Source organism: Janthinobacterium sp. LS2A (assembly GCF_036543145.1).
Lineage (GTDB): Bacteria > Pseudomonadota > Gammaproteobacteria > Burkholderiales > Burkholderiaceae_D > Janthinobacterium > Janthinobacterium aestuarii.
This window is the reverse complement of sequence record NZ_JAZHPB010000004.1, coordinates 382,984-405,945: the sequence shown is the minus strand read 5'-3', so window position 1 is coordinate 405,945 and position 22,962 is coordinate 382,984. Positions and strand designations below refer to the sequence as shown.

The following is a 22,962-nucleotide window of genomic DNA, read 5'->3' as shown; positions in this document are numbered from 1 at the left end:
TGATTTTCCAGCACCGGTGCTATGCTAACCGGTATCAATCCCGAAACAGGGAGCTACAAGATTCTTTTACCAGGAGACAAGCATGACAGCTGATTTCAACACCGGCCTCGGCAAAAACAGCGCCAACTACGCCGCCCTCACCCCGCTCGACTATATCGCCAGGGCAGCCGCAGTATATGGCAATCGCCTGGCAATTGCACATGGCGCCGTGCGGCAGACGTGGCAAGAAACGTATGCGCGCACGCGCCGCCTTGCGTCCGGCCTCATCAAGCTGGGCGTGGGCACGGGCGATACGGTGGCCGTGATGCTGCCGAACACGCCCGCCATGGTGGAAGCGAGCTTTGGCGTCCCCATGGCTGGCGCCGTCCTCAATGCCTTGAATATCCGCCTCGACCTGGCCTCGCTGACCTTCATGCTGCGCCATGGCCAGGCGAAAGTCTTGCTGGCCGACACGGAATTTGCTGAGCTGGCGCGCCAGATGGCGGCGCAGATTCCCGGCTTGCGCGTGATCCAGGTCAACGACGTGCTGGGACCTGAAGTGGAAGCATTTGCCGACCTCGACTATGAATGCTTGCTGGCCAGCGGCAACCCCGAGTACGACTGGCAGCCGCCGGCGGACGAGTGGGACGCCATCGCCCTGAACTACACGTCCGGCACCACGGGCGACCCGAAAGGCGTCGTCTACCACCACCGGGGCGCGGCCCTCAATGCCCTGTCGAATATCCTGGAATGGGACATGCCCAAGCACGCCGTCTACCTGTGGACCTTGCCGATGTTCCACTGCAATGGCTGGTGCTTCCCGTGGACCGTGGCCGCGCGTGCCGGCGTGAACGTCTGCCTGCGCAAGTTCGAACCGAAGCTCGTGTTCGACCTGATGCGCGAATTGCGCATCACCCATTATTGCGCGGCGCCCATCGTGCACGCGGCCCTGGCCAACGCGCCCGCCAACTGGCGCGACGGCATAGCCTGGACCGTGCGCGGCATGGTGGCCGGCGCGCCACCGCCGGCGGCCATGGTGGCAAAGATCGAAGCCATGGGCTTTGACTTGATCCACTCGTATGGCTTGACGGAAGTGTATGGCCCGGCCGCCATCTGCGCCGAGCAGGACGAGTGGGCGGCCTTGAGCCAGGAAGAGCGGGCCGTATTGAAATCGCGCCAGGGCGTGCGCTACCACTTGCAAAGCGCCGTCGCCGTGCTCGACCCGGAAACCATGGAGCCCGTGGCAGCCGACGGCGAACAGATCGGTGAGATCATGTTCCGTGGCAATATCTGCATGAAGGGCTATCTGAAAAATGAAAAGGCGACGCAGGAAGCGTTCGCCGGCGGCTGGTTCCACACGGGCGACCTCGGCGTCATGTATCCGGACGGCTATATCAAGCTGAAGGACCGCAGCAAGGACATCATCATTTCCGGCGGAGAAAACATTTCCAGCGTGGAAGTGGAGGACGCTTTGTACCACCATCCGCAAGTACTGGCCGCCGCCGTCATCGCCCAGCCGGACGAGAAATGGGGCGAGACGCCGTGCGCCTTCGTCGAATTGCGCGAAGGCGGCACGGTGACGGAAGCGGAATTGATCGCCTTCTGCAAGAACAACCTGGCCGGTTTCAAGGTGCCGAAAGCCATTTATTTCGGCCCCCTGCCCCGCACATCGACGGGCAAGATCCAGAAGTTCGAACTGCGCAAGCGCATGCAGTCGGACAAGGCCATCGACGTCTGATTACTCGTGCTTGCCGGCCAGCCACGCCGGCTGCGCCACCACCAGGCGCGAGAAGCTGGCGATGCTGGCCACGGCGGCAAACCCTGCCGCCAGGCACAGCGCATACGTCGTGCCCCGGCTGGCCGAAACCGTGAAGCAATACGCGACCAGCGCCGCGCCCGTGGCTTGGCCGATCAGGCGCGACGTGGCCACCACGCCGCTGGCGCCGCCAGCCCGCTCGGGCGGCGCGCTGCCCATGATGGCTTTCAGATTGGGCGCCTGGAAAAAACCGAAACCGATGCCGCACAAGGCCATGCGCCAGCCGATGTCAAAGACGCTGGGGTGCGCCGGTATCCACACCAGGGTCAGCAAGCCGCCAGCCAGCGCCGCCAGGCCGATGCCGCCCAGCACGCCCGGCGAATAACGGTCGCTCAGGCGCCCGGCGACAGGCGCCATCACGGCCACCAGCACGGCCCATGGCGTCATCAAAAATCCCGTCTCGACGGGCGAACGGCCCAGCGTCACTTCAAAATAGAATGGCAGAGACACAAACGCCAGCCCCTGCGCGGCAAACGTGCAGATGGCCGTCAGCGACGACAGCAGGAATAATGGACGGCGGAACAGATCGATCGGCAGCATCGGCGCCGCATGCCCCGCCTGGCGGCGCAGCAGCAAGATAAAAAAGATCACCACGGCCACCAGTTCCGGCAGCAAGGTTGACAGGGCCGCGTGATGGGCCGCATCGCCAAAGAGCAGAATCAGCAAACCGAAGGCGCCCACGTTGTACAGCGCCGTGCGCCCATCGAGCGTGTGGCCAGACAGTTTTGTCGCCGGCAACATGCGGCTGGCGAGGAAAAAGCCGGCTACGCCCAGCGGCACATTGATGGCAAACAGCCACGGCCACGAGGCCGTCGCCAGGATCAGCGACGCGGCCGTGGGCCCGATGGCGAACGCGACGGCCACCACCAGCGCATTGTTGCCAAACGCGCGGCCCAGTAAATGTTTCGGATACAGCGCGCGCAGCAGCGCCGTGTTGACACTCATCATGGCGCTGGCGCCGACGCCCTGGAACAGGCGCGCCACCACCAGCGAGGGCAAGGACCAGGCCAGCGCGCAGGCGAGCGAGGCCAAGGTAAACAGAAACATGCCGGAGATGAACACGCGCCGGTAGCCGGCGATTTCGCCGAGTGCCGAGAACGGCAGCAAGGTCGCCACCATGGCCAGCTGGTATACGTTCACGATCCAGACGGAGGCGGCCGGCGTCGTGTGCAGCTCGCTGGCAATGGCCGGCAAGGCCGTGTTGGCAATCGCCGTATCGAGCGAGGCCATGCCCACGCCGATGGCCAGCGCCAGCATGGCCCATAAACGGGCGCCGGGCGGCAAGCCGTCCTCGCCCACCATGACGGCTTGCGTGTGCTGCGTCTGCATAAATACACTACCTGTTCATCTTGCTGATCCGGGCAATACACTAGCATGGATGGCCGGACTCTGCCGGGCAGGCAAGGTCCATCACTTCTGGCAGTCGATGACCTTGAAATCTTTCGAATAACAGATGCGCAACTCGCCCGAGTGCTTTTCATAGCCGAGCCAGCGGCCTTTCAGCTGTGGGTTGTGCTGCTTCATCCACTGGAACAGCTCGTTTTTCGGCATGGTGGAGTCCGGCAACTTCAAGGCCTGGAACAGTTCACGTTCCTTCTCGAAATATTCCTTCGCCGTATCGAAATCGCAGGCGCCATGCTTTTCCCATTCGCCCTGCAGCAAGGCTTCGCCCGGCTGCATGCACATATAGGGCAAGATGTCGGACGGTGCCAGCTTCGGCAGATTGCCCTTGCAGTAGCGCGGATGCATGTCCGTCTTGCGCGGCGGCGTCACGGAAATGTCTTCGCACGTGGCAGGATTGTTCGACTGCGCCCACAAGCCATGCACGATCCAGCCGAACTGGTTGCTCTCGGCGCACTGGAAGGCGGCCTTCTTCGACACGGCGCCACGGCGGCGCTGGCTGTCGCAAAAGCCTGGCGACCACGACAGCGCCAGCATGAAGTAATCGGTGGGCACATTCGTGCTTTGCTTGTAGCACGTATTTTTCTCGTCCGACGGCTTCACGTCGTAATCGTAATAGCTGACGTTGCGGGGAATGGCGCAGCTGGCATCAGCCGCATGGACGGCACCAGCAGGCAGGCTGAGGAAAACGGCGGCCAGCGCAGGCAAGACAGAGCAAATTTTCATCGTAGTTCCTTCAAGATATAAAAACGCCGGCAACTGGGTGCCGGCGCGGTATCAGTCAAACGTGTACATCAGCAAACTTTATGCATCCAGCCGTGGGTGTCTGCGGCCGTGCCATGCTGCAGACCCAGCAACGCTTCGCGCAGTGCCAGGGTAACGGCACCGTTTTCATTGTTGTTGATGGTCATTTCAAAGCCATTGGCCTTGGCCACGCCCACGGGCGTGATGACGGCGGCCGTGCCGCAGGCGAACACTTCAGTCATGCGACCCGAGGCGATGTCGTCGCGCCATTGCTGGACGGACAATTTACGCTCTTCCGTCGCATAGCCGAGGTCTTTCGCCATTTCCAGCAGGCTGCGGCGGGTGATGCCTGGCAGCAAGGTGCCCGTCAGTTCCGGCGTCACGACGGTGATCTTTTCGCCATCCTTGTAGACGAAGAACAAATTCATGCCGCCCATTTCTTCGATGAATTCCCGGTGCACGGCGTCCAGCCACACGACCTGGTCGCAGCCCTTCTCTTGCGCTTGCGACTGGGCCATCAGGCTGGCTGCGTAGTTGCCCGCGCACTTGGCTTCACCGGTGCCGCCCGGCGCGGCGCGCACGAAGTCTTCGCTGATCCATACGGTGACGGGTTTCACGCCTTTCGGGAAGTAGGCGCCGGCTGGCGAGGCGAACAGTACGAACAGGTATTCTTCCGATGGACGCACGCCCAGGTAAGGATCGGTAGCGATCATCAGCGGACGCATGTACAGGCTCTCGCCCGTGTTCTTCGGCACCCAGTTGCGGTCTTGCGAAATGAGCGCGTCGCCCGCTTCCAGGAACAGCTCGACAGGAATGGCCGGCATGGCCAGGCGCGCGGCGCTGCGGTTGAATCGCTCGGCGTTTTGTTCTGGGCGGAAAGTCTTGATGCTGCCGTCCGGCTGGGCAAACGCCTTGTAGCCTTCGAAGATGGCCTGGCCGTAGTGCAGGGACGAGGCGGACGGGTCCAGCATCAGCGGGCCGTAAGCCTTCAGTTCGCCCTGCTGCCACTTGCCGTCACGGTAAGGAATCACCACCATGTGGTCGGTGAAGATGCGGCCAAAGGCGGGATTGACCATGCGTGCGGCGCGCTCGGCGTCGGACAAGGGGTGGGCGGACGGGGTGACGACGAGATTCGGTGTGGAAGTGGTCATGGCAGCAATGGGAACTAGTGAACAGTATCCCTATTGTAGCGCCTATGACGACCAATCAGGCAAACGAGGATGGCCCCTGCCCCGTGAACACAGGCTGCCATCATTTGCGAATGATTCTCGTTTGCGTTAAAATATCAGCCTTCCTTCTTCCCGCCATGCCTGACGTCCTGCATGACGGCGCTATCGAAAGCCGCCATGACCACTTCCTCCCTCCCCCAGTTGCGCGCCAGCACCGACGCCGTGCCCGCAGTGCGCCAGCCAAGCGCCGCCCCGCAACAACGGCGCTGGCACTGGACCTGGAAGCAGATATGGTTTCAATTGCACTGGTTTATCGGCATCACTGCCGGCACGGTGCTGGTGATCATTGGCCTGAGCGGCGCCACCCTGGCCTTCAAGGAGGAATTACTCGATGTCATGAACCCCGGCGTGCGCCATGTGTCCGTGGAAACCCACGCCCCGCTGACGCCGGCCCAGTTAAGTAGCATTGCCGCAGCCGAACACGGCCAGCGCGTGGCGTCGATCACCATGTATGCGCAAGCGGGCACGGCGCCACGGTTGTTCTTCGCGCCGAAGAACGGCCAGCGGCGCGGCGAGTCCATCTATGTGCATCCGTACACGGGCGCGACCCAGCCTGCGCTGGCGGGGGCGGAATTTTTCGAGTGGACGGAATCGCTGCACCGCTGGCTGCTGCTGCCGCGCGATCCGGGCCGGCAAGTGGCGGGTGCGCTGGCCCTGTGCCTGCTGGGGTTAGCCCTGTCCGGCCTGTATCTGCGCTGGCCCCGCCGTCCGCTGGACTGGCGCACGTGGCTGACCTTCGATCCCGCCCTGAAGGGCCGCTCCTTTTTGTGGAATCTGCACGCCGTGGCCGGCACTTGGTGCCTGATCGTCTACGTGGCGCTGACCTTGACGGGCATTTACTGGAGCTATGACGTGGTGCGCGACAATATCGACGCCTGGGCCGGCAAGCCGCCAAGGATGGCACAGGCACCCGCGAAAAAAGGCGGCGGCAAGGAGAAGGCGCCCGCCGCCGACATCAGCCTGGCCTGGACCAGCTTCCAGCAGCACGCCGCCGGCTGGACCCTGGCCAGCGTGCGCCTGCCCACGCGCGCCGGCGAAGCCGTGCAATTCACGTGGCTGGCGAGCGATGCGCCGCACGAACGGGCGCGCAGCCGCATGAGCATCCTGCCGGCCGACGGCAGCATCACGGAAAACGAGCCGTACAGCCAGCAAGCGCTCGGTGCACGCCTCGTCAACATTATTTATCCGCTGCACATGGGCACGTATTTCGGCTTGCCGGGCCGCATCATCGTTACCTTGGCCAGCCTGGGCCTGCCCTTGTTCGCCATCACGGGCTGGATGCTGTACCTGGGCCGCCGCAAGGCAAAGCGAGCTGTCCAGGCGCAGCGCGCCATGCTGGGCGCCGGCGCAGCGGACAAGCAAAATACCGGCTTGCCCACCCTCGTCGCCTATGCCAGCCAGTCGGGACAGGCCGAGCGCCTGGCCCTGGAAAGCGCGCGCGCCCTGCAGCAGGCGGGCGTGGCCGTCGACGTGCAGTCGCTGGACCGGTTCGATCCCGCCCAATTGCGCCAGTACGAGCGGGCCCTGATCGTCGCCAGCACCTTTGGCGAAGGCGAGGCGCCGGACGGCACGCGCCGCTTCGCGCGCCTGCTGCACGCAACATCGGGCACGCCGCTGGCGGGTCTGGAATTCGGCATGTTGGCGCTGGGGGACCGCCATTACAGCGCCTTCTGCGGCTTCGGCCATGCGCTGGCGCAGCAATTGCAAGCGCTGGGCGCCACGCCCTTGTTCCCGCTGATCGAAGTGGACAAGCACGACCCCGCTGCCCTGGTCGGCTGGTCCAAAGCGCTGGCACGCTGCAGCGGCAGCGCCATCGATGCCATCGGCGTGCAGGAAGAAGCGTCGTATGCCGAGTGGCGCCTGGCGCGCCGCGTGCTGCTCAACCCTGGCAGCCTGGGCGGCGAATTGCATGAAATCACCTTGACGGGCCCGGCCGGCGCCACCTGGGAAGCGGGCGCGCTGGCCGAAATCATCGCCTGCAACGCGGATGGCAGCGATGGCGATGCCGATAATGCTCACCACGCGCCCCGCAGCTATTCGCTCGCTTCGCTGCCATCCGATGGTGAACTGCAGTTGCTGGTGCGCCAGGAACGCCATGCGGGCAAGGACAACCAGGGATTTGGCGTCTGTTCCGGCTGGCTCACGCGCTTCGCCCCGCTGGGCAGCCCCATCCGCCTGCGCCTGCAAACCAACCCCGCCTTCGCGCCCGCCCTGGTCGACGTGCCCTGTATTTATATCGGCAACGGTTCCGGCCTGGCCGGCCTGCGTGCCCACCTGCGCGCGCGCCAGCGGACGGGGCTGGCCCGCAACTGGCTGCTGTTCGGCGAGCGCCAGCAAGCTTTTGACAGCGTCTGCGGCGAAGAGTTGCAAGGCTGGCTAGACGCTGGCCACCTGGCGCGCCTGGACAAGGTCTTTTCGCGCGATGGCGAAACCCGGGAATACGTGCAAGACCGCCTGCGCGCCAACGCGAATGAACTGCGCGAGTGGCTGGCGCAAGGCGCCATCGTCTACGTATGCGGCAGCCTGCAAGGCATGGCGGCAGGAATCGATGCTGTACTGCAAGAAGTGCTGGGCCAGGAGGGCCTCGACGCCCTGCTGGCGGCCGGACGCTACCGCCGCGACGTGTATTGATCTGCCTCAGCCCATCGCCAGCACGGCCCGGCTATGTGGGCAGGCGCACAGTCAGCACCAGCCATCGGACTAGAGTGGAGGCATTCCCACCCACTGCCTGCGAGGCTAGCCATGAAAAATCCCTGGATGAGCATGTACCTGAGCGCCGCCAACCGCATCGCCAACACGGCGCGCGGCCACGCCACGGCCGCCGTCAAGCGCGAGGCGGCGAAAAATACGCGGCAGTTGACGCAAGTGTGGTTCGATTCCTTCCTGCCGCCCACAGGCAAGCCACGGCGCAGCCGCAAGGCCAAATAGGCCCCTGGCAGCAGGCGAACTGGTGCAGTGCATCACAGCAATAAGTTGAAGTTACGACCAGGTGAACTAAACTGCAAGCATGGTAGTACATATGGAAGTGACCGGCAGGCGCCGCATCCCCGCGCCGCCGCCGGGACACCGGGAGACGACCATGTTGACGCTCAAAGTGCTGGCCTGCCTTGCCCTGTCGGCCCTGATGCTTGCGCCCCTCGTGCTGAGGGATACGATGCAGCTATCCGCCGGGCAGCAGTTGCAGGTGCCCAATGTCGATGCGCATGCCATGTGGAGCCATTGGCCTCGGCAATAAGACGCGTGGCTGAGAAAACACCGCTGACCGCGTTGCCGTGCCTCGTCGTACATTCGTACTGCCTTCGGCACGGCGCCTTGCCAGCGGCGTTTTTCAGCGGCGCTCGGTAACGCGGCGCATCGCTGAAACCGCTTTATTACGGAGGGGAAATTGGTTCCTACATCCATTTGTTTTTGCTTTGTTTTCCTCGCCCCCTCTTCACCATACTTTTGATCCAGGTCATGGATTTCCCTCTTCGCTGCGCCCACACTGGAACAGTCCGCTTCGCACCGCGACGGACTTAACCGGGAGCATCGGCATGGGTAAATCGCATTGGAAGGATGAGATGGCGCTGGGTGTTCCCGTCATCGACGAGGCGCATGAGGCGCTGTTTCAGGAGCTGGCGCGGCTGCAGCAATTGGGCGACCAGCATTTCAGCGTGGCGTTTCGCGAACTGATTGCGGCCGTCGAACGCGATTTCCGCGAGGAAGAGGATTTGATGGAACAAATCGCCTTTCCCTCGCTGGCCAACCACCGCGAACAGCATGCGCGCGTGCTCAGCGGCTTGCACCATGCATGGGCCGCCGTCGATGAAGGCGACCTGGAACAGGGACGCCATGCGCTGTCGCTGTTGCCGCAATGGCTGATCTTCCACCAGGCCACCATGGACCTGGCCCTGGCGGCGGCGCTGGAACTGGTGCAGCGCCAGCCCAACTAGCCTCTACAGCAGCAGCACCGTCGCCTGCTCGGGCATGACCACGCGGTAGTGTCCCGGGTATTTGTCTTCGCCATCGAAAATCTTGCAAAACACGGGCTGGTTGATGTCGTTGACGGCCTGCTCGTTCATGGGCAAGGTGGCGATCAATTGCTCGCCATCCATCAACTGCAAGGCACTGCCCCGCTCGGCCGCGCAAAAGGCCAGCGATTGCACGTCGCTGGCGAACGGCCGCTTGTACCACGGCGTGATGGCCCGCACGGCGCGCCGGGCGTCGCGCAAGACTTGCCCCACACGCGTGACGTTCCACGCATCGCGCGCCACGGCGGGCTGAAGCACGATATTCGCCGTCAGTTCTCCCCTGCCCTTGTTCACCAGGAAAGTGCCATCTTGCGCGGCGATGTCATCGTTGAGCGGCACGACAAACACGCCGCCGTCCGACACCTTGATCGGCATGGGCGCGCCATTGCCTTGCAAGGCTACGCGCACGTCGTCGATGGTGGCGCTCAGCTTGGCAGGAATCAGGCGCAGGGCCATGACCACGCTGCCGCTCGACACTTGCCACACTTTCCTGGCCGTCAGATAACTTTCGCGGTAAGCCGTGAAGCGCACGCGCGGCGCCTTGGCGTCGCTGCTGGCCGTGATCGTCACAGTTTGCGGTGGCAGCGCCTCTTCCGCTGGCGCGGCGGGCGTGACCGGCGCAAGAGGTGCTGGCATGGTATCGGTGGCGGGCGGCACGCTGGCGCTCTGCAGCGGCGCGGGAACTGCCGGCGGCGGCGCGAGTTCCTGGGCCTGGCCCAGCGACACGACACACAACCATCCGGCACAAGCGATCCATGTACGCATGCATTTCTTTCAATGAGGAAAATATTTGTCAGCGCCTGCATTATCGCAGAAGGCCAGACCTTACGCCGCCATGGGCTTCTGCACAGTTTTGGTGCGCACGCTTGATTATTTGGCAAATACCACCTATATTGATAATGATTCCTATTCACGAAATTGAAGGGAATCGCGCGCCCTTCCTTTCCACTGCCCGTCAGCGCCGGGCCTTGCGGTGGAACTGCTATCCAAGCCAGACCACGGGCCAGCGTCACGCCATCCCCCCAGCTACTGCGCACCTCGCCAGACGAGATAGGAACACTCACGACTAAAAATATTCCAGGAAAATGATGCAATCAACGACAGTCTCCTCTTCTTCGCGCCAGCCCGCCTTGCGCCGCCTCCCCCGTCTGTTACACATCAGCTTGCTGAGCCTTGCCGCCGGCGTGGTTTTGCCCGCACAGGCCGCCGACGCGGCCGACGTCACCATGCCGGCCGTCACCGTGCTGGGCCAGTCGACGGCGACGACGGAAGGCACGCAGTCGTACACGGCCGGCGAAGCGCGCAGCGCCACGCGCATGGAGCTGACTTTGCGCGAAACGCCGCAATCGGTCAGCGTCATCACGCGCCAGTTGCTCGACGACCTGGGCGCCGTGCGGCTGGACCAGGCGCTGGCGCAGACGACGGGCATCCAGGTGGGCCAGAACGACACGGAGCGCACGCGGTTTTATGCGCGCGGCTTCGGCATCAACAATCTCCAGATCGACGGCATGGCGCGCGGCGGCAATGCGCCGCTGCAAGACACGATCCTGTATGACCGTATCGAAGTCGTGCGCGGCGCCACCGGCTTGATGGGCGGCACGGGCGATCCGTCGGCCACCATCAACATGATACGCAAGCGGCCCACGAAGGAATTCCAGGTCAGCGCCGGCCTCATCATGGGCCGCTGGGACGACCAGCGCTTCGAAGCCGACCTGTCCACGCCGCTGAACGCGGAGGGCAGCGTGCGGGCGCGCACGGCCCTGGCCTGGCAAAAACGCGATTCCTACCTGGACATGTATCACGAACACAAGACGGTCGGCATGGTCATCGTCGAGGCGGACTTGCGCCCCGGCACCTTGCTGACGGCCGGCGTCGACTTCCAGGACAACAAGCCCACGGGCGCCACCTGGGGTGCCGTGCCTTACTGGAATGCGGATGGCAGCCTGGCGAACTTGCCGCGCAACACCAGTTTCACGACGCCATGGAGCACCTGGGCCAACAAGCAGCACACGCTGTTCACGTCGCTGGACCAGCGTCTGCCCGGCAACTGGAATATGCATCTGGGCTACGCGCGCACGGAAAGCACGAACCGCACCACCGTCGCCTATGCGGGTGGCGGCCATCCAGACCCGACCACGGGCGCAGGCATGCTCCTGTGGACGGGCGCCTATGGTCCGGGCAAGACCACCAACGACAACTTCGACCTGTACGCCAGCGGCCCGTTCACCTTGCTGGGACGCAAGCACACGGCCATCGTCGGCTGGAACGGCGGCAACCAGCGCGCCCGTTCGCTCGGTGGCGAGGCGGACATCGATTACCCGGCCTTCGTTCCCGATTACCGCAGCTGGACGGGCAACATTCCCCGCCCCGTCTTCCATCCGGACGGTTCGCACTCGGAAACCATTACGCGCCTCGCGGGCGGCTATGTCGCCACGCGTTTGAGCCTGGCCGATCCACTGCACGTCATCATCGGCGCGCGCACGAGCACTTACCGCACGGATACGCGCAACTACGATACACGGGGCCTGCACACGGACAATAGCGACTTTTCCGAGACGCGCAATGAAGTGACGCCCTATGTGGGCGCCGTGTTCGACATCAACAAACAATATTCGGCCTATGCCAGCTTCACGCAGCTGTTCAACCCGCAATCGAGCAAGGACCGCAACGACAAGTTTTTGCCGCCGGAAACAGGCGACAATGCCGAGCTGGGCATCAAGGGGGAATTCTATGAAGGCAAGCTGAACGCATCGGCCGCCCTGTTCCACACGAAGAAAAAGAACCTGGCGGAACTCGACCGCACGGTGCCGCCCGGCTTCTTGCTGCCAGACGGCGGCCAGGCCATGGTGGCCAACGGCAAGGGCGTGACGGCGAAGGGCGTCGAGTTCGACGTTGCCGGCCAGATCACGCCCGCCTGGGAAGCGAGCGGCGGCTATACCTATCTGCACGCGGCCGAGGCCGATGGCCGCCGCGCCGCCACCACGCAGCCGCGCCATTTGCTGCGCCTGGCCACCAGCTACCGTTTCGACGGCAAGCTGGCCGGCTTGAGAGCGGGCGCCAGCATGACGGCACAGAGCGCCACCTACAGCGAATCGTGGTATGGCCGCCCGCCATCGAACGCGATCACAAATATCCCGCAAGCGGGCTATGCGCTGGTCAACGCCATGGCCAGCTACGCGCTCAACCTCCACGCCAGCGTGCAACTGAACGTGAATAACTTGCTCGACAAAAAGTACTACCGCAACGTGGGCTTCTTTGACGGCGTGTTCTGGGGCGAACCGCGCAACATCAGTCTCTCCGTGCGCACGGCGTTTTAAACACGCCAGTGCGCGGGCGCCGGCAGGGTAAATCCTTCCAGCAAGGAACCGCCCACGGGCGCCAGCACGGCGGCGGCGACTTGCTCGAAGGCGCGCTGGCCGGCCGGCAAGTTGCTGGCAACCAGGCGCAGCGCACCGTCGAGCTGCGCGGCGATGGCGGCGTCAAATGTCTGCAGGCGCCGGAACAGATGCTTGCCGCCGCCGCTCCATTCGCCGGCCGCGCGCAAGTGCAGGTCGGCCAGTGCTTCGTACAGCTGGCAAGCGACAGCCAGCGCCTCGCCCGGGTGCGTGCTGTCGACCAGGTCTTCCAGCGCGGTGGTGATGGCATAGCGGCGGCGCTGCAGGTTTTCCACGTCGAGCACGGGCGGTCCGGCCGTCTCGATGGCGTGCGCCAGCGCATGCAGCCGGGCGTAGGCATCGCCGGCAGCGACAATGTTTTTCCCTTCGACCACCATCATCGCCAGCGGCACCTTGCCGCCGGGCGCATCCATTTCCTTGCAAAAATACGTGAACGTGGACATGTCGTGCCCGAACAGTTCCACCGTGCGCCCTTCGGCGACGAGGGTGTCGCGCCAGGCGCAGTCGACGTGGTCGAACAGCAGCAGCAGGTCGATATCGGAAGTGGCCGTTTGCCGGCCCGTGGCGAACGAGCCGCCGATGATGGCCGCCACGGCCGAGGGATAGCGTTCGTGCACCAACCGCAGGGCAAGGGCGCGGATATCGTCATAAGTGGGGATCGTCGTCAAAGCCTGTGCTCCATGCCGAAAACGCCATCCTACACGCAATATGCGGCATGCCGCCATCCTGCTACACTGGCACCATCTGACCGAGGAACAAACATGGAATACGACTGCATCGTGGTGCCCTCGCCCGTGGGCGAGCTGACCCTGGTGGCGCGCGGGGAAGCCCTGACCGCCATCCTGTGGGAAAACGACAAGCCGAACCGCGTGCGTCTGGGCGCCATGCGCGTCGATGACGGTTGCGTCGTGCTGCAGGAAACGGCGCGCCAGCTGGCTGAATATTTCGCCGGCACGCGCCAGCAATTCGACGTGCCTCTCGACTTTGCCGGCACGCCATTCCAGCAGGAAGTGTGGCGCGCGCTGCTGACGATACCGTACGGCCAGACGCGCAGCTATGGCGAGATCGCGCGCCAGATCGGCCGCCCCGCCGCCGTACGCGCCGTGGGTGCAGCCAATGGCAAGAATCCCATTTCCATCATCGCCCCCTGCCACCGTGTCATCGGCGCCACGGGCGAGTTGACGGGCTTTGCGGGCGGCTTGCATGCCAAGGAATCCTTGTTGGCGCTGGAAGGCATCACCCTGTCCAGCGACCGCGAAGCGCTGAAGACGGGCCATGCCCGGCGCCGCGCTGTTCAAATAGATACGGCGCAAGGCTGTCTGTTTTAGGCTGCGGCATCGCTTCCCTTGTGGGATACTCACGCCCTCCGCTCAAGCCAACACATCCTATGTCCTATCTTGTCATCCTGTTCTTTGTCGTTCTGTATTTGCTGGCCACGTTCTTTTTCCACATCCCCGTCTTGATCGCTCTCGTGTATGGCGTGCTGAGCCTGAGCTGCTTTGTTGCCTATGCGATCGACAAGTCGGCCGCCAAGGAAGGCCGCTGGCGCACGTCGGAACGCACCTTGCTGCTGCTGGGATTGTTGTGCGGCTGGCCCGGCGCTGTACTGGCCCAGCAATGGCTGCGCCACAAGTCCAGCAAGCGCTCATTCCGCGTGCTGTTCTGGATCACGGTCGCCATCAATATCGGCGCTTTCGTGTATTTCAGCATGCATTACGCTGCGCCCGATATCGGCACCGAAGTGGCACCCATCGAGCTGTAAATCTATCAACGCGAAAATGTAACAGTTATTGCGGCGCGTTGTAGGTGAAAAGCTCGCCTGTCAGAATATCAATATATCGGGCAATCAACCTAATTCATCGACACGGGAAAGCACTTTTCGACCATGCGCACTTTGCAAATCCACAATTTCTACTTGTTCCGCCTTGCTGTTGCGATTTGTTTCGCAATCACCTTGGCCAGCTGCACAAGCTATCGCTATATTCCTCCGGATTCGGATGCGGGCCGTCAATGCGTGACGAGCTGCGGGACCAATCAGCAAATATGCATTGCCGGCAAAGAGCAGATTGCGGCGAGCCAGGCACAGGCTTGCGAAATGCGCAACACCAGTACCGTTTCCATCTGCTTGGCCGTAGCGAAAACAGATGCGGACCGCGAACTATGCGCGAAGAAACGCCAATATTGTTCATCCAGCGCATCGACATGGCAATGCGACTCCGATTACAGAGCATGCTATACGCAGTGCGGCGGCAGGATCGAGGAAAGCCAATAAACGGCCGGAAGGCATATGCCGCTTAACAAGACGCCGGCGCGGCAGGCTAGCTTCGTCTAGTTATTCGCCCAGCAGGCGCAGCGATTCCAGCCAGTCCGCCTTCCACTCGCGCAGCAACGGTTGCGTGGCGAACGCCTTTTTCAGATGTGCCATCGGTACGCGGTGCACGTCGTGCAATCCGAACGCCAAGGTCACCGGATGCCACAGGTGGCTATTCTTGCCGCCGCGCGAATTCTTGCGCACGCGCGCGCCATCATCGCCAAAGATACCCACGCCGCTGGCCAGCCCCTGTTCCAGGTCAACCTTGCCCACACCGGCAAAGGCCATCAGAATCTGCTCGCGCCCCAGACCCTTCAGGGCGCTGGGCAGAACGGCGGGCGCCTTCTCCGCTTCCGCTTTGGCCAGCTGCGGGTGCTGCAATTCCTTGAGCAAACGCAGCAGATCGCGCTCCTGGAAATGCAAGCCGTCCAGCGGCACGCGCAGTCCCGGCGCCTTCAGTTCGATGGCGATGTTGCTTGAATCGCGCGTAAAACGCAGCCACACATCATCGGCGCCCGAGGCCAGATGCTCTTTGTCGCCGATGAACACGACGGGCGCCGCGTAGCGCGTCACGCCGTCATGGAACAGCTCGGCCCACGCTTCGCTGTAATCGAGCCAGACGTACGGCAAGCCGCCCTGCTCCAGCAAGCGCGCCAGGCTCCAAGGCGTGCCTGTCTGTTGCGCCAGCCAGGCACAGGCCTCAAGTGCGGTGGCGCGGTATGGCAAAGGAAGGGAGGTCATGGCGGTTCCATCGATAAAAGTGGAGCGCAGTGTAGCAGACGCCGCCGCCATCGCTTCGGCAGGCGCATCCGGCGCGCCATTCCTGCACGATGTGCTAGGCTGGAAACAGCAGCACGCGCCACGGCCACCTCGGCAGCGTGGCGCACTACCGCGAGGAGATCATCATGCATTCGAGCACCAACGCCGCCACCGCACCCGCCCCGCCACCGGAGCGCGATTCACCCACGCCGGCCAGCGAAAGCCACGCCGAGGAAATCCTCGATGAAGCGCTGAAGGAAAGCTTTCCGGCCAGCGACCCGATTGCCATTGCAACACCCAAACCGCCGAGCAAGCCACCTGCCGGTAGGTCGTAAGCCGACGACACCACCGTCGCGGCCAACAATATTGTCGGATTACGCGCTTGCGCGCCTCGGCGGCCCCGCTAATCCGACCTACCTCTCCACCGCCAGCAACCCACCCGCCAGTAGGTCGGCTTAGCGCGCAGCGCGTAAGCCGACGACGCCACCATTGCAAGCTCGCAAAGCCACCGCCATGGTGGTTTTTTATGCCTGCACCACATCCAAATGACGCTCCCGTGCGTAGATGGCTATGCCACCACCTGATTTGTTACCACGCGGAAAGGGAAAGCCATGCAGCATTACAGCAAAAAGACGGATCCCATGGACCAGCGCCTGTACCCGGCCCAGCGCATCGACCGGGCCGATGCGCGCCTACGGCGGCTGAACGAGGCGCTGGCCGATGCGGCGGCGCGCGAACGCTGTGCACGCTGGATTACCGCCTGGGCCGTGGCGGCGGGTGCCGACGCGCCGCGCGGCATGAAACTGCGCATCCGTGGCGAATTCATCTTGCTGTAGCAAGCAAAAAGCCCCGCCGGGCATTGCGCCGGGCGGGGCTGTTCAGTCCGTACTGCGGCCAGTTGAACTAGTCGCGGTACTGCTCGGGCGTCGTGTCGCCATCGGCGATTTCATACCACATCGCATTGAGTACGGCGAAGGTCGCCGCCAGCGGCAGACCCAGTATCCAGGCGAAATACCACATAGTTAATTCCTTTCGTAAATTCTTAGTAGGCGTGACCGGTTTCGTCTTCGATGGCTTTGCCGTCAACCTTACCCCACAGCACTTTATACACCCACGTCGTGTACGCCACGATGAGGGGAATGAAGACGGCCGTGACGACCAGCATGATGAACAGGGTCATGTGGCTGGACGAGGAATCCCACACCGTCAGGCTGGCGCGCGGGTCGATCGATGATGGCAGGATAAACGGGAACATGGCCGCCCCCACGCTGAGGATGATGCCGGCGATGCTGGCCGCGCTGGCCAGCAAGGCAGGCACTTCGCGGCGTGCGCGCAGCAAGGCGAACGCCAGCAAGGGCCCAAGCAAGCCCAGCGCAGGGGCGATCCAGGTCCACGGATGGGCGGCAAAGTTGAGGAACCAGGCGCCCACATGCACTTGCGCCGTTTTCAGCATCGGGTTCGACGGGCCATCGGTGACAACGGCGCTGGTGACGCGGTAGCCATCGACCCACAGCCACAGGGCCACGCCGGCCAGCGCATACAACACGACGGTGGCGATCGCCGCCACGCTGCCGTAGCGGCGCGAGCGTTCTGCCACGGCACCGTCCGTTTTCACTTGCAGCCAGGTGGCGCCGTGCATCACCAGCATGGCCACCGAGACGAGGCCGCACAGCAAGGCGAACGGGTTGAGCAGCGCAAAGAAACTGCCGTCATAGAAGATGTGCATGTCCGGCGAAAAACGGAACGGCACGCCTTGCAGCACGTTGCCGATCGCCACGCCGCAGATCAGGGCCGGCACGAAGCCGCCCACGAACAGGGCCGCATCCCAGCGGGCGCGCCAGCGCGGATCTTCGCGCTTGCTGCGGAACTTGAACGCCACGGGACGCACGATCAGCGCCACGAGGATGACAAACATGGCCAGATAAAAGCCCGAGAACGAGACGGCATACAGCTGCGGCCAGGCGGCAAAGATGGCGCCGCCGCCGAGGATCAGCCATACCTGGTTGCCTTCCCACACGGGGCCGATGCTGTTGATGATGACGCGGCGCTCGAGGTCCGTCTTGCCGGCGAACGGCAGCAAGATACCGGTGCCCAGGTCGAAGCCGTCCGTGATGGCAAAGCCCACCAGCAAGATGCCGATCAGCAGCCACCAGATCAGGCGCAGGGTTTCATACGAAATCATTTCATGCAAAATCATGGTCTGGTCCTCCTCAGGCGCGTTGAGTATGAATGGCTGCGGCCGCTGCCACGGGGGCCGGCGCCGTCTCTTCCGGCCCCTTGCGGATGGCCTTGAGCATGAGCTTCATTTCGATAATCAACAGCACGGTGTATATAGCGGCAAAGCCGGCAATGGTGATCAGCAAGGTCGAAGCGCCCAGGTTAGAGACGGCCACGGCCGTTGGAAGCACGCCTTCGATGACCCACGGCTGGCGGCCCACTTCGGCCACGATCCAGCCCGCCTCGATCGCTACCCACGGCAGCGGGATGGCGAACACGGCCAGCTTCAGCAGCCAGCGGTGCTTGTCCAGCGTACGGCGCGTCGACAGCACAAAGAACGTGCCGGTCAACAGGATAAAGAACATGCCCAGGCCCACCATCACGCGGAAGGACCAGAACAATGGCCCAACGGGCGGCACGGTATCGAGCGCGGCCTTGCGGATCTGCTCGGGCGTGGCCTGGCGCGGATCGTCGACATAGCGTTTCAGCAGCAAGGCATAGCCCATGGACTGGCCTTTCGACTCGAACACATCCTTCGCGTCCTGCGGCACGGGGCTGCCCGGCGCCACGCTGCGGATGGTTTGCAGCGCGTCATAAGCCTTGATGCCATCCTGGATCAGCAGTTCGCCGCGGTCGACCAGTTGCTCGATGCCGGGAATTTCCGTCGTCAGCGAACGCGTGCCGATCAAGCCCATCACCATCGGGATGTGCACGGCGTAATGCGTCTCGCGCGCTTTCGCGTCGGGAAAACCGATGGCCGTGAAGGCGGCCGGGGCCGGCTCCGTCGTCCACATGGCTTCGATCGCGGCCAGTTTCATCTTCTGGTGTTCCGACGACAGGTAGCCGCTTTCATCGCCGAGCACCACCACCGACAAGGTGGCGGCCAGGCCGAACGAGGCGGCCACCGTCATCGAGCGCTTGGCCAGCTGCACGTGGCGCCCCTTCACCAGATACCAGGCGGAAATACCGAGCACGAAGATCGATGCTGCCGTGTACCCGGCCGACACCGTGTGCACGAATTTCGCCTGCGCTACCGGGTTCGTCAGCACGGCGCCGAAGTCCGTCACTTCCATGCGCATGGTCTGCGGGTTGAAGGCCGCACCGACGGGATTTTGCATCCAGCCGTTGGCGATCAGAATCCACAGGGCCGAGAAGTTCGAGCCAATGGCCACCAGCCAGGTCGTGACCAGGTGGCCCCGCTTCGACAGCTTGTCCCAGCCGAAGAAGAACAGGCCGACGAAGGTCGCTTCCAGGAAGAAAGCCATCAAGCCCTCAATGGCCAGCGGCGCGCCGAAAATGTCGCCCACATAATGGCTGTAATAGCTCCAGTTCATGCCGAACTGGAATTCCATGACGACGCCCGTCGCCACGCCCATGGCGAAGTTGATGCCGAACAAGACACCCCAGAACTTGGTCATGTCGCGCCAGATGGGACGGTTCGTCATCACATAGACCGTCTCCATGATGGCGAGCAGCACTGACAGGCCGATCGTCAGCGGAACAAATATAAAGTGGTACAGAGCTGTCAGCGCGAACTGCAGTCTGGATAAAGCGACAATATCGAAGTCCATATGATTTCCTTGGTGTTACCCTACTGTGTGTAAACTTGCTACCTTTCTAATACTGACCGGTTGCCCGTCAGTCCCCCCGCAAGCCCGCCAGAGCAGTCTCGAAGGCATCCGTACCTCGCCGCGCGTCGCCCACGATACGGCCATCGCGCAGGCTGACCAGCCGGTCCGCCAGCGCCGCTTCGCGCCGCAAGTGGGTTGCGATCAGCAAGCTGCGCCCTGCGCTGCGGGCGCGCAGGCGCTGCAGCACGTCAATCGCCCTCTGCGCATTGAGCGCTTCCGTCGCTTCATCCAGCAGCCACAAGGTCGATTCATGCAGGAACAGCCGCGCCAGCGCCAATCGCCGCGCCTGGCCGCCGGACAAGCCCAGGCCGCCCTCGCCCAGCATGGTGTCCAGGCCGCCCGCAAACGCACGCACCTCGTCGTCCAGGCCGGCAGATTGCAGCGCTTCCCACAGCTGCGCATCGCTGGCGGACGGGTCGGCCAGGCGCAGGTTGTCGCGCAAGCTGTCCTGAAATAGTTCCGTCTTCTGCGTAAACAGGCAGGCGCGCGGCGCGGCCACCTTGCCCGACAGCGGCGCCAGTTCGCACGCGGCGATGGCCAGCAAGGTCGACTTGCCCGCGCCACTGGGGCCGATCAAGGCGACGCGCTCGCCATCGGCGATGTGCAGCGATACGTCATGCAAGATGGCATTATTGCTGCCCGCATGCGCGGCGCTGACGTGTTCCAGGCGCAGGCCCGGTGCGGCGTCGACAGGCGGCGCAGCGATCTCTTCAACATCCAGGCGCGGCGCCAGGCGGCGCATGGCCAGCAGCATGCGCCCCGCTTCCAGCGCGCCGCGGCGCAGTCCCGCAAACGGTTCCACAGCCGTCAGGGCGATCAGCAAGGCCAGGGCCGCCAGCGGCAAACTCATCGTTTGCTGTTCCACCAGCGCAGCCACGGCCAGCAGCACGCCAGCCAGAGTCGCGCTGCCGGCCACACCATACGCGGCGCCGGCCGCCGTTTCCAGGCGCAGCAGGGCAAAATCGGCTTGCGCCAGCGAACGGTCGATCTGCCCCAGCGCCGCGCACTGGGCGTCGATGCGGCCCGCCATCACGAGGTCCGTCTGGCCAGCCACCAGGTCGATGGTGCCGGAACGCAGTTTTTCGATGGCGCGCGAGCGCACGATGGCGGGACGGCGGGCGCGGCGCGCCACAAGCCAGCTGATGCCGCCGCCGGCGGCCAGCAGCCACACGGCCAGGCCCAGGCCCAGCTGCCACTGCATGACGCCCAGCGCCACGCCGGCCAGCAGGGCCGCGCACAGGGCCGTGAAGGCGGGCACGAGCAGGCGCAAGTACAGCGATTCGAGCGCGTCGATATCGGCCGTCAGGCGGAACAGCAGCTTGGCAGGCTGGCGCAGCAAGCGGCTGGCCGCTTCCGGACGCGACCAGCCACGGAACAGGCGCACGCGGATGCTGGCCAGCGCGGCGAACGTGGCGTCGTGCGTGACGAGCCGCTCCGCATAGCGCGAGCCCGTGCGGCCGATGGCCAGCAGGCGGATGCCGGCCGAGGGGCCGAAGACATCGAACACGATGGCCGTCGAGGCGTGCAGGCCGGCAATCGACGTGGCCGTGATAAACCAGCCGGACAAGCCCAGCAAGGCCATGCCGGCCACCGCCGTCAGGGCCGCCAGCAAGGCGCCCCCGATCAGCTTGCGGGGCTGGGCCAGCAGCAATTGCCGCAAGACGGGGTTCGATATGAGTAAAGTTTTCATGCGCGCAACTCCTGCACTTGGGCATGCGCATCGACCTGCACCGTGCGCTGCAGCCGGCCAGCCAGCACCGGATCGTGCGTGGCGACGATCATCGTCTTGCGTTTCGCCAGTGCCAGCAGGGCGTCCGTCACGCGCGCCGCCGTTTCGCTGTCCAGGTGAGCAGTCGGTTCATCGACCAGCAGCAAGTCGGCATGCGGATGCAGGGCCACGCGGGCCAGGGCCAGGCGCACGGCTTCGCCACCGGACAAGCCCTGGCCGCCATCGCTGAGCAGTACGGCCGGCTGCGCCTGCGCCACCTTGGCCAGGTCCGCCAGGCGCAGCGCCTGCGTCACCTGCGCGGCGTTCGCCCCAACGCGGCCCAGGGTCACGTTCTGGCTGACGGACGCGGCAAACACGTGCGGGCGCTGGCCCATCCAGGCCATACGCTGGCGCAAGGTGTTGACCGTGCTGCCGGTCAGGCGCACGCCGCCGATGCGGATGTCGCCGCCGCTGGCGGGCAGCAAGCCGGCCAGCAGGGACAGCAAGGTGGTCTTGCCGGCGCCGCTGGCGCCCAGCAGGGCCACATGTTCGCCAGCGCGCACGGTCAGGTCAAAGCCGTCGAACACGGGCGCTTCGCCGGGATGGGCAAAGCGCAATTGCCGGAGTTCCACGGCGGGCGCCGCCGCCACAGCCATGGCGGCGGCGGAAACGGCGGCCACTTCCACACCAAAACCAGGCAAAGGCACGCCATCGGCAGCCAGGTCGTGCAAACCGGCCAGGCCCGCTTCGCCGGCCGCCTTGTCGTGCCAGACGGCGGCCAGTTCGCGCAGCGGCTCGAAAAACGCGGGGGCCAGCAGCAGGATGAACAAGCCCTGTCCCAGGCTCAGCTCGCGGCCCCAGGTGCCGAAATTGATGCTGCCCAGCAGAGAGAAACCGATGAAGGCCGCCACCATGGCCACACCGAGCGCGGAAAACAGCTCGAGCACGGCCGACGACAAAAAGGCGATGCGCAGCACCACCATCGTGCGCCGGCGCACGGATTGCGACGAGGCATCGAGCCGTTCGGCCGTGGCGTCGACGGCGTCGAGCGCGCGCAAGGTAGCCAGGCCGCGCAGGCGGTCCAGCAGGAAGGCGTTCATGCTGCCCATTTCCACCATCTGCGCGCGGCTGGCCGCTTGCGCGCCCATGCCGACGAGGGCCATGAAGACGGGAATCAAGGGGGCGGCGATGAGCAGGATCAAGGCGGCGATCCACGACAACGGCGTCACCACGGCAAGGATCACGAGCGGCACGAGCATCACTTTCCAGCGCGCGGGCTTGTAGCGCACCAGATACGGCACGATGGCTTCGGCCTGTTCGGCGATGACGCTGGCCGCCTGGCCCGACTGGGCGCGCTGGAGGTCCAGCGGCGAGCGCTGCGCCAGCGCTTGCGCCACCTGTTCCCGCAAGGTGGACAGGTGTGCGCGCGCCGCCGCATACATGCGCCGCGCGCCCCACGCTTCGCTGCCGGCGCGCAGCACGCCCAGCAGCAGCACGCCAGCGGCCGGCAACAGGGCCGCGCGCCAGGGCGCACCGTCTTGCATGGCTTGCACGGCCCAGGCCAGCAAGGCCGCCTGCGGCAGCCACAGCAAGGCGGCCCCGCCTTGCGCCAGGCTGGCGGCACGGGGAAGAATAAAGCGGGGCAAGGACAAGGACGTGGTCGGCATCTTCTATACTTCTTGAGTTTTCAGAATTTTCTGTAAATTCGATATTTTGTATAATACTGCGAAACATGACATATATCAATTGACCCCACCAGTAT

22 protein-coding genes are annotated in these 22,962 nt (G+C 64.1%); 11 read left to right on the top strand and 11 right to left on the bottom strand.

The genetic code is table 11. The features are described 5' to 3' along the window. Window positions 1–82: 82 nt before the first annotated feature. On the top strand, window positions 83–1,717 hold the full coding sequence (locus tag V3C40_RS14650; RefSeq protein WP_331777814.1) for an acyl-CoA synthetase: 1,635 nt from the start codon (window positions 83–85) through the stop codon (window positions 1,715–1,717). Here the strand turns inward: V3C40_RS14650 and V3C40_RS14645 are convergent, their stop codons facing one another. From V3C40_RS14645 to V3C40_RS14635, 3 genes are all read right to left on the bottom strand, one after another. After that, window positions 1,718–3,124, bottom strand: a complete 1,407-nt coding sequence (locus V3C40_RS14645) for an MFS transporter (RefSeq protein ID WP_331777813.1) — start codon at window positions 3,122–3,124, stop codon at window positions 1,718–1,720. An 81-nt stretch (window positions 3,125–3,205) separates the two neighbouring features. Next, window positions 3,206–3,922, bottom strand: a complete 717-nt coding sequence (locus V3C40_RS14640) for a ribonuclease T2 family protein (RefSeq protein ID WP_331777812.1) — start codon at window positions 3,920–3,922, stop codon at window positions 3,206–3,208. A gap of 68 nt (window positions 3,923–3,990) precedes the next feature. After that, on the bottom strand, window positions 3,991–5,091 hold the full coding sequence (locus V3C40_RS14635) for a branched-chain amino acid aminotransferase (protein WP_058050799.1): 1,101 nt from the start codon (window positions 5,089–5,091) through the stop codon (window positions 3,991–3,993). A gap of 195 nt (window positions 5,092–5,286) precedes the next feature. On the opposite strand from V3C40_RS14635, the gene V3C40_RS14630 reads away from it, so the two are divergent. The 4 genes from V3C40_RS14630 to V3C40_RS14615 all read left to right on the top strand — a co-directional run bounded on the left by V3C40_RS14630 (window position 5,287) and on the right by V3C40_RS14615 (window position 9,101). Continuing rightward, a complete protein-coding gene (locus V3C40_RS14630) occupies window positions 5,287–7,800 on the top strand; it encodes a sulfite reductase flavoprotein subunit alpha (RefSeq protein WP_331777811.1) in 2,514 nt (837 codons plus the stop codon). Window positions 7,801–7,911: 111 nt separating this feature from the next. After that, complete coding sequence (locus tag V3C40_RS14625) at window positions 7,912–8,097, top strand: hypothetical protein (protein WP_099402374.1); 186 nt, start codon at window positions 7,912–7,914, stop codon at window positions 8,095–8,097. A 151-nt stretch (window positions 8,098–8,248) separates the two neighbouring features. Further along, on the top strand, window positions 8,249–8,404 hold the full coding sequence (locus V3C40_RS14620) for a hypothetical protein (protein ID WP_161781522.1): 156 nt from the start codon (window positions 8,249–8,251) through the stop codon (window positions 8,402–8,404). A gap of 298 nt (window positions 8,405–8,702) precedes the next feature. After that, the gene (locus V3C40_RS14615; RefSeq protein ID WP_070304367.1) at window positions 8,703–9,101 is read left to right on the top strand and encodes a bacteriohemerythrin; all 399 of its coding nucleotides are present in this window, start codon (window positions 8,703–8,705) and stop codon (window positions 9,099–9,101) included. A 3-nt stretch (window positions 9,102–9,104) separates the two neighbouring features. Here the strand turns inward: V3C40_RS14615 and V3C40_RS14610 are convergent, their stop codons facing one another. Continuing rightward, complete coding sequence (locus V3C40_RS14610) at window positions 9,105–9,944, bottom strand: hypothetical protein (protein WP_331777810.1); 840 nt, start codon at window positions 9,942–9,944, stop codon at window positions 9,105–9,107. A 323-nt stretch (window positions 9,945–10,267) separates the two neighbouring features. Between V3C40_RS14610 and V3C40_RS14605 the strand changes: the two genes are divergently transcribed. Next, window positions 10,268–12,496 carry a TonB-dependent siderophore receptor gene (locus V3C40_RS14605; RefSeq protein ID WP_331777809.1) on the top strand — a complete coding sequence of 743 codons (2,229 nt, stop codon included), beginning with the start codon at window positions 10,268–10,270 and terminating at the stop codon, window positions 12,494–12,496. Here the strand turns inward: V3C40_RS14605 and V3C40_RS14600 are convergent. Beyond that, window positions 12,493–13,242 (bottom strand): nucleotidyltransferase domain-containing protein, encoded by a 750-nt coding sequence (locus V3C40_RS14600; protein ID WP_331777808.1) that lies wholly within the window; start codon window positions 13,240–13,242, stop codon window positions 12,493–12,495. The genes V3C40_RS14605 and V3C40_RS14600 overlap by 4 nt on opposite strands. A gap of 93 nt (window positions 13,243–13,335) precedes the next feature. Here V3C40_RS14600 and V3C40_RS14595 point away from each other — a divergent pair, with 93 nt between their 5' ends. The 3 genes from V3C40_RS14595 to V3C40_RS14585 all read left to right on the top strand — a co-directional run bounded on the left by V3C40_RS14595 (window position 13,336) and on the right by V3C40_RS14585 (window position 14,846). Continuing rightward, entirely contained in the window at window positions 13,336–13,902 is a 567-nt protein-coding gene (locus tag V3C40_RS14595) for a methylated-DNA--[protein]-cysteine S-methyltransferase (protein WP_331777807.1), read from the top strand. 59 nt (window positions 13,903–13,961) lie between these two features. Further along, window positions 13,962–14,336, top strand: coding sequence for a DUF1294 domain-containing protein (locus V3C40_RS14590; RefSeq protein WP_034757483.1), 375 nt, complete (start codon window positions 13,962–13,964; stop codon window positions 14,334–14,336). 123 nt (window positions 14,337–14,459) lie between these two features. Beyond that, a complete protein-coding gene (locus V3C40_RS14585) occupies window positions 14,460–14,846 on the top strand; it encodes a hypothetical protein (protein ID WP_331777806.1) in 387 nt (128 codons plus the stop codon). 60 nt (window positions 14,847–14,906) lie between these two features. Here the strand turns inward: V3C40_RS14585 and V3C40_RS14580 are convergent, their stop codons facing one another. Next, window positions 14,907–15,626 carry a hypothetical protein gene (locus tag V3C40_RS14580; protein WP_072454626.1) on the bottom strand — a complete coding sequence of 240 codons (720 nt, stop codon included), beginning with the start codon at window positions 15,624–15,626 and terminating at the stop codon, window positions 14,907–14,909. Between the two features lie 164 nt (window positions 15,627–15,790). Here V3C40_RS14580 and V3C40_RS14575 point away from each other — a divergent pair, with 164 nt between their 5' ends. Together V3C40_RS14575 and V3C40_RS14570 are read left to right on the top strand one after the other, a co-directional pair. Beyond that, the gene (locus tag V3C40_RS14575; protein ID WP_070304418.1) at window positions 15,791–15,979 is read left to right on the top strand and encodes a hypothetical protein; all 189 of its coding nucleotides are present in this window, start codon (window positions 15,791–15,793) and stop codon (window positions 15,977–15,979) included. A gap of 276 nt (window positions 15,980–16,255) precedes the next feature. After that, window positions 16,256–16,480: a hypothetical protein gene (locus V3C40_RS14570; protein ID WP_331777805.1), complete on the top strand. Its 225-nt coding sequence runs from the start codon at window positions 16,256–16,258 to the stop codon at window positions 16,478–16,480. Window positions 16,481–16,547: 67 nt separating this feature from the next. On the opposite strand, the gene cydX is transcribed toward V3C40_RS14570, so the two are convergent. From cydX to cydD, 5 genes are all read right to left on the bottom strand, one after another. After that, window positions 16,548–16,664, bottom strand: coding sequence for a cytochrome bd-I oxidase subunit CydX (gene cydX, locus V3C40_RS14565; RefSeq protein WP_034757467.1), 117 nt, complete (start codon window positions 16,662–16,664; stop codon window positions 16,548–16,550). A gap of 22 nt (window positions 16,665–16,686) precedes the next feature. Beyond that, entirely contained in the window at window positions 16,687–17,841 is a 1,155-nt protein-coding gene (gene cydB, locus V3C40_RS14560; protein WP_331777804.1) for a cytochrome d ubiquinol oxidase subunit II, read from the bottom strand. A gap of 13 nt (window positions 17,842–17,854) precedes the next feature. Then, window positions 17,855–19,432 carry a cytochrome ubiquinol oxidase subunit I gene (locus tag V3C40_RS14555; protein ID WP_331777803.1) on the bottom strand — a complete coding sequence of 526 codons (1,578 nt, stop codon included), beginning with the start codon at window positions 19,430–19,432 and terminating at the stop codon, window positions 17,855–17,857. 67 nt (window positions 19,433–19,499) lie between these two features. Then, complete coding sequence (locus V3C40_RS14550; RefSeq protein WP_331777802.1) at window positions 19,500–21,182, bottom strand: amino acid ABC transporter ATP-binding/permease protein; 1,683 nt, start codon at window positions 21,180–21,182, stop codon at window positions 19,500–19,502. Beyond that, the gene (gene cydD, locus V3C40_RS14545; protein ID WP_331777801.1) at window positions 21,179–22,867 is read right to left on the bottom strand and encodes a thiol reductant ABC exporter subunit CydD; all 1,689 of its coding nucleotides are present in this window, start codon (window positions 22,865–22,867) and stop codon (window positions 21,179–21,181) included. Before cydD ends, V3C40_RS14550 begins: the two co-directional genes overlap by 4 nt. Between the last annotated feature and the right edge of the window lie 95 nt (window positions 22,868–22,962).